The 12,585-nt window shown below is 29.1% G+C and carries 10 protein-coding genes; 9 read left to right on the top strand and 1 reads right to left on the bottom strand.

From position 1 onward, the window contains the following. Positions 1–4: 4 nt before the first annotated feature. On the bottom strand, positions 5–2,068 hold the full coding sequence (metG, locus tag SY27_RS10800; RefSeq protein ID WP_045970266.1) for a methionine--tRNA ligase: 2,064 nt from the start codon (positions 2,066–2,068) through the stop codon (positions 5–7). 191 nt (positions 2,069–2,259) lie between these two features. Here metG and SY27_RS10795 point away from each other — a divergent pair, with 191 nt between their 5' ends. The 9 genes from SY27_RS10795 (at position 2,260) to atpB (ending at position 12,576) form a co-directional block, all read left to right on the top strand. After that, entirely contained in the window at positions 2,260–3,156 is an 897-nt protein-coding gene (locus SY27_RS10795) for an LD-carboxypeptidase (protein WP_045970264.1), read from the top strand. A 24-nt stretch (positions 3,157–3,180) separates the two neighbouring features. After that, complete coding sequence (locus tag SY27_RS10790) at positions 3,181–3,540, top strand: YraN family protein (RefSeq protein WP_045970076.1); 360 nt, start codon at positions 3,181–3,183, stop codon at positions 3,538–3,540. 53 nt (positions 3,541–3,593) lie between these two features. After that, positions 3,594–4,259, top strand: coding sequence for an aspartate kinase (locus SY27_RS10785; RefSeq protein ID WP_045970074.1), 666 nt, complete (start codon positions 3,594–3,596; stop codon positions 4,257–4,259). A 104-nt stretch (positions 4,260–4,363) separates the two neighbouring features. Then, positions 4,364–6,967 (top strand): hypothetical protein, encoded by a 2,604-nt coding sequence (locus SY27_RS10780; RefSeq protein WP_045970072.1) that lies wholly within the window; start codon positions 4,364–4,366, stop codon positions 6,965–6,967. 34 nt (positions 6,968–7,001) lie between these two features. Further along, complete coding sequence (locus SY27_RS10775) at positions 7,002–7,388, top strand: polymer-forming cytoskeletal protein (protein ID WP_045970070.1); 387 nt, start codon at positions 7,002–7,004, stop codon at positions 7,386–7,388. 354 nt (positions 7,389–7,742) lie between these two features. After that, positions 7,743–10,589 carry a TonB-dependent receptor plug domain-containing protein gene (locus SY27_RS10770; RefSeq protein ID WP_082084341.1) on the top strand — a complete coding sequence of 949 codons (2,847 nt, stop codon included), beginning with the start codon at positions 7,743–7,745 and terminating at the stop codon, positions 10,587–10,589. A 78-nt stretch (positions 10,590–10,667) separates the two neighbouring features. Then, on the top strand, positions 10,668–10,877 hold the full coding sequence (locus SY27_RS10765; RefSeq protein WP_045970066.1) for an AtpZ/AtpI family protein: 210 nt from the start codon (positions 10,668–10,670) through the stop codon (positions 10,875–10,877). After that, the gene (locus SY27_RS10760) at positions 10,874–11,266 is read left to right on the top strand and encodes a hypothetical protein (protein WP_045970065.1); all 393 of its coding nucleotides are present in this window, start codon (positions 10,874–10,876) and stop codon (positions 11,264–11,266) included. Before SY27_RS10765 ends, SY27_RS10760 begins: the two co-directional genes overlap by 4 nt. Before the next feature lie 116 nt (positions 11,267–11,382). Beyond that, positions 11,383–12,576 (top strand): F0F1 ATP synthase subunit A, encoded by a 1,194-nt coding sequence (gene atpB / locus SY27_RS10755; protein WP_045970063.1) that lies wholly within the window; start codon positions 11,383–11,385, stop codon positions 12,574–12,576. Positions 12,577–12,585 lie beyond the last annotated feature (9 nt).

Here is a 12,585-nt window from a genome sequence, read left to right as displayed (position 1 = left end):
ATTTTTAACTAATTAAAGTGCCATTTAAAACACCTTCAGCATCTGGATTAACGAATACTAGTTTTCCTTCAGCATTATTAGTCATTAGAATCATTCCAGCACTCTCAACACCACGTAAGGCTCTTGGCGCAAGATTTACTAAAACGGTTACTCTTTTACCAATTATTTCTTCAGGAGAAAAATGCTCTGCAATTCCAGAAACAATAGTTCTTACATCAATTCCAGTATCTACTTTTAAAACTAAAAGTTTATTTGCTTTTGGCATTTTTTCAGCTTCTAAAATAGTTCCTACACGAATATCTAATTTTGTAAAGTCATCAAAAGTTGCTGTCTCTTTTTGTGGCTCTGCTTTAGCATTTTCCATTTTGTTAGCTGTTTTTGTAGCTTCTAATTTATCAATTTGTTTTTGTATCTCTGCATCGTCAATTTGAGCAAATAAAATTTCAGCTTGACCAATTTGATGATTTGAAGGGATCAATTCTGTTTTCTTAGAAATGTCATTCCAGTTTAATTCTGAATCAGTTAGTTTTAAAATTGATTTTAACTTAGTTGATGTAAAAGGTAAAAATGGTTCACATAAAACACTTAAAGCCGTTGCAATTTGTAGCGCAACATACATTTGTGTTTTTACTCTTTCAGGACTTTCCTTTACCATTTTCCATGGTTCTTCATCTGCTAAATATTTATTACCTAAACGAGCAACATTCATAACTTCAGCTAGAGCTTCTCTGAATCGATAGCGTTCAATTGAAGAAGATATTACTGCAGGATACGCTTTTAATTCTGTTAATGTCTGTTCGTCAATTTCTGTAAACTCATTTGGAGTAGGAACAACACCATTGTAATATTTATTGGTTAATACTACAACTCTATTGATGAAGTTACCATAAATAGCGGCTAATTCATTATTGTTACGTGCTTGGAAATCTTTCCACGTAAAATCGTTGTCTTTTGTCTCTGGAGCATTTGCTGTTAAAGCGTAACGTAAGGCATCTTGTTTATCTGGGAAATCTTGTAGATATTCGTGTAACCAAACTGCCCAATTTTTAGAAGTAGATAATTTACTACCTTCTAAATTTAAGAATTCATTAGCAGGAACATTATCAGGTAAAATATAGCTACCTTCTGCTTTTAACATTGCAGGGAAAATAATACAATGGAAAACAATATTGTCTTTACCAATAAAATGAACTAATTTAGTATCTTGGTCTTTCCAATACAGCTCCCAGTCTTTTCCTTCTTTTGCAGCCCATTCTTTTGTAGCAGAGATATAGCCAATAGGAGCATCGAACCATACATATAGTTTTTTTCCTTCAGCTCCTTCAACAGGAACATCAATTCCCCAATCTAAATCACGTGTAACAGCTCTTGGCTCCAAACCACCATCAACCCACGATTTTACTTGTCCGTAAACATTAGGTTTCCAATCGTTTTTATGACCTTCCAAGATCCATTCACGAAGGAAAGCATCATATTCATTTAAAGGTAAAAACCAATGCTTTGTTTCTTTTAAAATAGGAGTTTCACCTGTAATTGTCGATTTTGGATTAATTAAATCTGTTGCATTTAAAGAAGAACCACATTTTTCACATTGATCTCCATAAGCTTCTTCATTTCCACATTTCGGACAAGTACCTGTCACAAAACGATCGGCTAAAAACTGATCTGCTTTAGCATCATATAATTGTTCAGTAGTTTCTTCTATGAATTTTCCATCATCATATAGTTTTCTAAAAAAATCAGAAGCAGTATCATGATGAATTTTTGCAGAAGTTCTAGAATAATTGTCAAATGAAATTCCAAAATCTAAAAAAGATTGACGAATAATTCCATCATATTTGTCAATTACTTCTTGAGGAGTAATCCCTTCTTTTTTTGCTTTCATTGAAATAGCAACACCATGTTCGTCACTTCCACACATAAAAGCAACATCTTTTCCTTGTAAACGCAAGTATCTTGCATAAATATCACTTGGAACATAAACACCTGCTAAGTGACCTATATGTATAGGGCCATTAGTATAAGGTAAGGCAGCAGTAATGGTGTATCTTTTTGGATTTTCTAACATGGTTTTTAATAAATTAGTTGCTGAATCATATTCAGAATAAGTGCAAAAATAAATCATTGATTCAGAATAAGCGAATTTTAAATTGAATTTGTTTATTTTTGAAGTAAAGTATTAATTTTATTACTAATTAAATGATTCGTTTATTGTTTTTACTTTTATTTATTTCTAATTTTAATTACTCTCAAACAAAAATGAAGATTCCACCATTTTTAAAAAAGGGCGATACAGTTGCTATTGTATGTACTGCTCGAAAATTTATGCCTGAAGAAGCAAAACCAGCTATTCATTTATTAGAATCTTGGGGTTTAAAAACGAAACTTGGAAGAACAATAGGATTAGATAGTTGCCAATTAGGTGGAACAGATGCTGAAAGAGCTGCTGACTTACAACAAATGATGGATGATGATAATGTAAAAGCAATTTGGTGTGCACGTGGAGGATATGGAACAGTAAGAATAATTGATTTAGTAGACTTTACGAAGTTTCAGAATCAACCAAAATGGATTATGGGTTTTAGTGATGTAACGGTTTTACATAGTCATTTGAATACTTTAGGAATAGCTTCTTTACATTCAATTATGCCTTTTACAGTTCCCAATGCTCCAGAGGATGTGAAGAAAACATTTAAAGATGCCTTGTTTGGTAATGAGTTGTCATATACTATTCCTTCAAAACCTTATGATGTTAAGGGAAAAGTAAAGGGAGAACTAGTTGGGGGAAATATTTCAATTTTATATAGTTTGTTAGGGTCAAAATCATCTATTAATACTAAAGATAAAATTCTATTTATTGAAGACTTAGACGAATACTTATATCATATTGATAGAATGTTATATAATATTAAAAGGAATGGGTATTTTGAAAATGTAAGAGGAATTATTGTAGGAAGTATGCGCGATATGCATGATAATGAAATTCCTTTTGGACAAAATGAAGTTCAAATTATAACGGCTATAATGAAAGAGTATAATATCCCTATTGCTTTTGAGTTTTGTGCAGGTCATCAAAAAGATAATCGTACATTAATTTTAGGAAGCCAAGTAGAATTTGAAGTAAATGAAAGAGATGTTAAATTAAAATTTAATTAAAATATCTTGTAAATTTATAAAGGTATGGCAGAACATAATGAATTAGGTAAAATAGGAGAGGAAAAAGCGGCCGAATATCTTCAAGGGAAAGGATACGAAATTCTAGAAACTAATTGGGTTTTTGATAAAGCAGAAATTGATATTATTGCTCAAAAAGAAAATACACTAGCAGTTGTTGAAGTAAAAACAAGATCTAGTTTGGATTTTGGTTTACCACAAGATTTTGTTAAGCCAAAAAAAGTTCAGTTACTCGTAAAAGCAATAAATGAGTATATTATTTCAAATGATTTAGACGTTGAAGTTAGGTTTGATATAATAGCAGTATATAAAGAAAAACAGAAATATAACATAGAGCATATAGAAGAAGCTTTTTATTATTTTTAGTTATAAATATAACATTTTGTGTTTTTTATTATATTTGTAAAAACTTTTTAAAAATGAAAACAATTTCCTCAGTTGTAGAACAGTACATTAAGTCAAAACCTTTCTTATTAAATTCCTTATCTCAAGGAATCATAAACTTAACTTCTTTAGCCAGAGTAATGATGCCTTATTTGGAAAAAGAATTAGGAAAAGATATTAAACAAGGAGCCGTTGTAATGTCTTTGAAAAGACTTTCTGAAGAATTAGATTTCAAAATCAATCATAAAATTTCAAGAGTATTAAAAAATACAGGTGAAATAACGGTTCGATCTTCATTAACAGACTATGCTTTCAATATTTCAGATACTTTGTTAGATAATCAGGCTAAGTTGTTATCTGAAATTAATAAAGAATCAGATGTTTTTTATACATCATCGAGAGGTGTAAATGAAACAAATATCATTATAAGTACATCTGTGTCTTATTTGGTAGCAGATCTACTAAAAATGGAAAAAATAACGCATAAAATTGAAAACTTATCATCAATTACGGTAAAACTTCCTCAAGAAAATATTTCTGTTCCAGGAGTTTATTATTATATTTTTCAGCGCTTGGCATGGGAAGGAATTATTATTCACGAAGTGATTTCAACCACAAATGAGTTTACAATAATTGTGAGTGATAGTCAAATAGATATTGCATTTAAAGTAATAAAAGACTTGAAAAGTATTCAAGATTAGTAAAAAAGCGTTTGTTTCTTTTTACATCAAAAAAAGAAATGTATTTTTACCATTCTTTATACTAAAAAGAGAAAATTGAAGTTAAAGAAATAAAGCGTTTTATCTTGAAGAACAATATATTAAAATACTCATATATTTTTGGCTTACTACTTTTTATAATAGGTTGTTCTGTTAAAAAAGATAAGTTTGTCAATAGAAATTTCCATGCAGTTACAACAGAATATAATGTGTTATACAATGGAAACTTAGCCTTAGATGCGGGTCAGGCAGAATTAGTCTTAACATATAAAGACAATTTTTGGGAAATATTACCAATTGAAAGGATGCCTAATGTTGAAGAAGAAATATTACCAGGTCAAACAAAAAATCCAAATTTTGAACGAGCGGAAGAAAAAGCAGTAAAAGCAATTCAAAAGCATTCCATGAACATACAAGGTTCTGAGAGAAACCCTCAAATGGATGAAGCCTATTTGTTATTAGCAAAAGCAAGATATTTTGATAATCGTTTCATTCCTGCTTTAGAAGCATTAAATTATATTTTATATAAATACCCAAAAAGCGACAAAATCTATCATGCAAAAGTATGGAGAGAAAAAGTCAATATTCGTTTAGATAACGAGGAAACAGCAATAAAGAATCTTAAAAAACTATTAGAAAGTGATAAAATAGAAGGACAAGATTTAGCTGATGCAAACGCAATGTTGTCACAAGCATATCTCAATGTAGGATCAAAAGATAGCGCGATCACAACTATAAAAATTGCAAAAGAAAATACAAAAACGAAAGAAGAACGAGCAAGGTATTCTTTTATATTAGGTCAACTATATGAATCATTAGAATATAATGATAGTGCTTATGCAGCTTTTCAAGAAGTAATAGACATGAATAGAAAATCTCCTAGAAGATATGTAATTCAAGCACATGCAAAGCAAGCAGCTCAGTTCGATTATAAAAATGGAGATACTTTAATTTTTACTGAAAAATTCAATAAATTAATTGAAGATAGAGAAAACAGACCTTATTTGGATATTTTACATCATCAAATGGGGCTTTTTTATGATAAACAAGAAATTGATAGTACAGCTAAAAAGTATTATAACAAATCACTTAGAACAGTATCACAAGACAAATATTTAGTTGCCTCAAATTATAGAAATATTGGAGAAATATATTTTAAAAATGCAGAATATAAAATTGCAGGCAAATATTATGATAGTACATTAAATAGTTTAAGTGATAAAACTAGAGAATATAGAAAATTTAAAAAGAAAAGGGATAATCTAGATGATGTTATTAAATATGAAGAAATAGCAAAAGTAAATGATAGTATTCTTGCCTTGGTTGCGATGTCTGAAATTGAAAGAAATAATTATTTTGAAAAGTATATAGAAAAACTAAAGAAAGAAGATGAGTTAAAAGCTAAAATTGCAGCAGAAAAAGCTGAATTAGAAGCAAATAAAGCCGCTAACTTAGCAAATGCTAATAATAGTTTTTCTAAATTAAGTCAACAAAGTAAAATAAATTCTCTTCCTGCTAAAAACTTGTCAGGAGGAAAAGAAGAACAAAGTACGTTTTATTTTTATAATCCTGTAACAGTAGCTTTTGGAAAAAAAGAATTTAAAAACAAATGGGGAGACAGACAATATAAAGAAGATTGGAGAATGTCTTCGGGAAATAATTCATCAAAAGAATTAGATGATGATGAAGAGAATCAAGATAATATTGTTGAAAATGATTCTTTAAATCACATTGAAAATAAACCAGAATATAAAGTTTCTTTTTATACATCACAACTACCAAAAGAGCAAACCATTATTGATAGTATTCATAAAGACAGAAATTATGCCTATTATCAACTGGGTGTTATCTATAAAGAAAAATTTAAAGAATATGAATTAGCTGCTAATAGATTAGAAAAATTGCTTAAAAATAATCCTGAAGAGAGGTTGATTTTACCAGCTAAGTATAACTTATATAAGATTTATGAAATTATAAACCCTCAGAAAGCAGAGGATTATAAACGTCAAATTACTTTAGAATATCCTAATAGTAGATATACGCAAATTATAGAAAACCCTTCAGAAGCAATGGAAGACGATTCAAATCCGGAAGTGGTCTATAATAAATTATTTAAAAAATACGAAAAAAATCAACTGAGAGAAGTTTATAAAGAAGTAGAAGAAAGAATTGAGCAATATTTTGGAGAAGAATCATTGCCTAAGTTTGAAATGCTTAAAGCAAATGTAATTGGAAGATTAAAAGGTGTAGATGAATATAAGAAAGCTTTAAACTTTGTATCATTAACATATCCTGATATTGAAGAAGGAAAACAAGCAGAACAATTATTGCAAAATGATATTCCAAGATTAGAAACAATAAATTTTGGAAATGCAGAAGGAACATCATGGAAATTAGTCTTTCCAAAAAAAGAAACAGATCAAGAGAATACTAAAAAATTAATAGATAAGGTTGAGAAATATCTAAAAGCACGTAATAATGAAGATTTGAAATTATCAACAGATATCTATACATTAGATGATAACTTCGTTGTTATACATGGTTTTATTACTGAAGAAGTTGCAAAAGCAACCTTAAGTATTTTACAAGAATATAAAGATTATAAGATTAAAGATGAAGTTCATATTGTTTCTACTGAAGATTATAAAGTAATTCAAGTAAAAAAGAAATTTGAAGAATGGATTAAATAAACGAATAACTCAACCCCCAAATTATTTATAAAACATGTTCGATAAAACAACAAAACAAAAAGAAACGCCATTAGGAAAAACAAACCGAATTGTACAAGGAACCATTATTACTGGAAATATTGAATCGAAAGATGATTTTAGATTAGACGGAATATTAATTGGAAATTATACTTCAGGAGGAAAATTGGTTATCGGAACATCAGGTGAAGTTCAAGGAGATATTAAATGTAAGAATGTTGATATTGAAGGAAGCTATGTAGGAAAACTAGAGGTAGAAGAATTATTAACAATAAAATCAACAGCAAAAATAAAAGGAGATGTACTTGTTGGAAAGCTTTCTGTTGAACCAGGAGCAGTTTTTGAAGCTACTTGTGGAATGAAATCACAATCTAAAACAGTAAAAACGGATGCTAAATCATAAAAATAACTAGTTAAATAGTCTTAGAAATCTCATTTTTAATGAGATTTTTTTATTTAACAAACTTCATTTGTTAAAGATAAACTTGAAATTCAAAACATTTTGTTTTTATAAGAATAAATTTTTGTAAAAAAATCACTTTTAAAGATTTCTTAACAAAAACTTAATAAAACTTAATTATCTATTTTTTTTAATTTTTATTAAGAAATACTTTTGGTTTTTTTTAACATAAAAAATAGAAGATTAATCATTGAAAAAACCAAAATAATGCAAAAGTGTTATTTTACATAGAAAGTCAAATTGTTTTATAATTTTTTTTTCAAAAATATTTGTGCTTTAAATACAAAGTACAATTTTATGAGAAAGAATTTTTATTATTTATTAATGACTCTTTGCATTATGAGTGTGTTTCAATCTAATGCACAAAGTAAATTTAAAGGAGTTGTTAAGGATAACAAAGAAAGACTAAGTCTTTTTGGAGCAACGGTAAGCGTATTGTCACCCAGTAGTAATGTTGAGGAAAAAACAACAGTAGATTTTGATGGGACATTTAAAATCAGTTCAGTAAAAGCATTTGGAACAATTGAAATTTCAATGCATGGATATGTTACAAAAGTAATTTCATTTTACAAAAATCAAGATGATACTATAGACTTAGGTACAATATATTTAGAAGATAATTTAGTTGTAGAAAAAGATGTAATAGTAACAACCTCAAGTATCGACGTTATTAAAGATAGAAAAACACCTATCTCTTCGTCTACAATGAGAAACTATGAAATGCGTGAAAAAGTTTCAAATAAAGATTTTATCGAATTAACTAGCCAAATGCCAGGAGTTTATACTTCTAGAGTAGGAGGTGGTTTTGGAGATTCAAGAATTAATGTGAGAGGTTTTGAGCAAAACAATTTGTCTCCTATGATTGATGGTATTCCATTATATGACTTAGAAGCAGGAATTGTAGATTGGGCAAATATTTCTTCAATGAATGATGTTGCGACATCAATCCAGTTACAAAGAGGATTAGGAGCTTCAAAATTAGTAAATTCATCTGTAGCAGGTACAATGAACATGATTTTAAGAAATGCAAATCATGATAAAGGAGGTTTTTTGTATAATTCTGTAGGGAACAATGGATATAGAAAATTTGCAGGATCTTATGCAACAGGTCAACTTAAAAACGGGTTTTCTGCAAACTTTTTATTAAGTGCAACTTCAGGAGATGGATATGTTAAATCAACAAATTTTGAAGCATATTCATATTATATGGCATTAGGTTATAACAAAGGGAAAAGTGACTTTCAATTTAAAATATTTGGTTCACCACAATGGCATAATCAAAGAGTTTCTGATATCGCTTTGTCAAATTATGTGTTTCAAGGTAATGGTACAAATGAAGCAGATACTAAGTACAATCGTGATTGGGGATATTTGAATGGTAAAGAATATAATACTAAGGTAAATTTTGGACATAAACCATTAGGGATTTTCCAATGGGATTTAAATGTAAGTGATAAAACACAAATATCAACAAAACTGTATGGTTCAAAAGGAACTAGTGGTCATACAAATTTTTCAGGAGGAATTTTAGGAGCTTCTGGACTTGATATTTTAGATAATAATAGTCAAATTGATTTGAATTTTATTAATCAATATAATTCAGGGAATCCAGCTGTATTTGGAGGAACTACATTTATGAGAGATCCTAATTATAACGGTCAGTATGTTAATTCTCCTTTTAATGGAGTATTTACTGATAACAATGGAAATCCAGTGGCTTCAAATGATTCTGGTTTAACATTATTATCAGAAATTACAAATCAAACTTTCTATGGTGGAATTTTAAATTTAAAAACTGAATTGGCGAAGAATTTATCACTTAATTTAGGTATAGATTCTAGAAAAACCATATATAATAAAACTAGAATTGTTAATGATTTATTTGGAGCATCTGCATATTCTATCGATTTTTATGATGCTTTAAATGCAAGCACGCCAGGTCTTTGGTATTCATTAAATACATCAAATACAGCTTTACCTGAACCTATTTTAGATTTTACTAAAAAGAATTTAGGAGCAACACCAGTAGATCATAACTACGATGCTAAAATTGCTTATTTGGGATCTTATGCACAAATTGAATATGATATATGGAAGCTGAATTTATTAGCACAAGGAGGGTTTAATAGACAATTTATTGAAAGAGTAGATTATTCGTTAATTGATGATTCTAAAAATGCAACAGGAGAATTAGCTATTGATGGGTATAATGCAAAGTTTGGTGTTAACTATAACATAACGCGTAAACACAATATATGGGCGAATGCAGGATTTGTGTCAAGACCTCCAGTTTTCGTTACAGTTTATAGTGGTTTAAATAATGATGTGAATCCAAATTATAAAAACGAAAAGTTTAAATCTTTTGAAGTTGGGTATGGATTCAGATCAAGAAGTTTAAGTGTAAACATTAGTGCGTATTCGTCTGATCATAAAGATGCGGAAACCCCATATTATACTCCAGAATTAGGTAACTTCGGTACTACTTCAGGTATTGATAGGGTGAATAGAGGTGTTGAATTAGACATCACGGCTGCCCCAATAAGAAAATTAATCTTAAATGGTACGTTATCTGTTGGTGATTGGAAATACAGTTCTAATGCTACTTTTTATGATTTGTTACCTGGAAGTACTACTCCTGTTTCTACATTATATATTAAAGATCATAAAATTGGTGGAGCTCCACAGTTGATGGCTTCAATAGGAGCAAACTATGAAGTGTTTTCTAACTTCATGTTTGGTTCAAACCTTAAATATTCTGATAAAATGTATGCTTCTCCATCACTAGAGCGATATGATCCTAATTTTAGTGTATATAAAGAAAATGCGACATTCTTCAAAAATCCTATATTATTACCAGATTTTACTGTTGTTGATGCATTCGCTTCTTATAGATTTAGAATTAATGTATTGAATCATATTGATTTACGTTTAAATGTAGATAATATTTTCAATAGAAAATATATTTCAGAATCTAATTCAAGTTATGATGTTGATAGTCCAGACCCAACCACTTTTGATAGTAATACTTTGACAGGTCCTACTTTTAGAGAGAATGGAAATGTTTATAGAGGTTTAGCTGGAGGAAACAATGCGTTCTTTGGTTTAGGAAGAACATGGAACTTTACGGTTCGTTATGAGTTTTAATTATTTAGAATTATAGTTTAGAAAAGGGGTTGCAAACGCAACCCCTTTTTTTTATATTTACGCAATATTTCAAAAAAAATGAATAAGAAGCCTAATAAATGGTTGTCATTAATAACGATCCCATTTCAAATGGGATTTACTATTTTTATTGCGCACTATTTAGGGACTTATTTAGATGAAAAATATCAAAAAACATATTATCAAGAAGTTTGTACCTTAATCGGTGTCATTTTAGCAATATATTATGTCGTTAAGCAGGTAATTTTTTTAAATAAGAATGATAAATGAAAATAAAGAGCAATATCTATGTGTATTATTGTGTAATTGTAACAATAATTCTAATTGTAAACCTTTTAATTATAAAAGCCTTTCAATTAGAGGAAGCGTTAAGTGATGCAAATGTGAATATATATAAAATGAGTCTTTTTTTTGTAGCTAGTAGTTTTTTATTGCTTGCTACACATGACTATATTAATAATAAGAAAAAAGAAATTTTAGGTTTTGCATTTTTAGTAACACTTACTATTAAATTAATCATTTGCTATATTTTTATTTCATTGATTAAACAATCAGATATTTTGAATAATTATGAGAAAGTATCATTTTTTATTCTTTTCATAGAGTTCATGTTGGTAGATGTCTGTTTTACAGTTAAATTATTAAATAAAAAAAGCTAAAATTAAAAAAAACAACAGGTTCGTAAAAAAAGTTATTTTTCAATAACGGAATAATAATTAAAATTGTACTTTTGCAAAAAATTTTAACGACCGTAAAAATTATATTTTATAACGATATGGTGATTTCAAGAAAACCACTTAGTTTAATTGTAGCTATCGCATTTTCGATACTACCATTCATTAGTACAGCTAACACGACTTCAGATAGCACATCAGTTGCTGTCGAACACGTACATGAATCTCATGTAGAAAATCATTCTAACCATGAAGGTTTATCACAAAAAGAAAAAGTAAATGCACATATTGCGCATCACTTGCAAGACTCGTATGATTTTGTATTCTTTTCAGATGAAGCAGAAGGGAAGCACTATGGATTTTCATTGCCAGTTATTTTAATTGATAATGGATTGAAAGTGTTTTCTTCTTCAAAATTCCATCATGGCGAAACAGTTGCAGAAGTAGATGGACAATATTATAAATTGTTTCATGGGAAGATTTATAAAACAGATGCAGAAGGTGTATTAAGTTTTGATGAACATCATCATCCAACAAATGCAAAGCCTTTAGATTTTTCTATAACGAAGAATGTTTTTGCATTATTATTAACTTCAATTGTAATTTTCTTATTGTTTTTTGGTTTAGCTAAAACATATAAGACAAGTCATAATAATTTACCAAAAGGATTTAATAGAGTTTTAGAACCTTTAGTAATTTATGTTAGAGATGAAATTGCAAGACCAAATATCGGTGAAGCAAAGTATAAAAAATTTACGCCATACTTGTTAACTGTGTTTTTCTTAATATGGTTATTAAATTTAATTGGCTTGACACCACTAGGAATTAATGTTACAGGAAATATTGCAGTAACAATGTGTTTAGCAATATTCACATTTATTATTACTCAGTTTAGCGCAAATAAAGATTACTGGGGTCACATTTTCTGGATGCCAGGTGTGCCAGTTCCAATGAAAATTATCTTAGCGCCGATTGAGGTGTTGGGTATGTTTACAAAGCCTTTCTCGTTAATGATACGTCTATTTGCAAATATTACTGCAGGTCACACAGTAGTAATGGGATTAATTGCAATTGTTTTTGTTATGAAGGAGGAGTTGACTACAGGTGGGGCAACTGTTGTGTCGTTAGCTTTGACATTGTTTATTTCTGTTATTGAAATTTTAGTTGCATTTTTGCAAGCGTATATATTTACAATGTTGTCTTCGTTATTCATTGGAATGGCGGTTCAAGATCATCACCATGATGAACACCACAGTGCTGATGTTTTAGGTGATCATGACAACTCTATAGTTTAAGAATAAATT

Origin of the sequence: Flavobacterium sp. 316 (genome assembly GCF_000967805.1) — a bacterium.
GTDB lineage: Bacteria > Bacteroidota > Bacteroidia > Flavobacteriales > Flavobacteriaceae > Flavobacterium > Flavobacterium sediminilitoris.
Note: the sequence above shows the minus strand (reverse complement) of the source record. Positions and strands in the feature narration are given on the sequence as shown.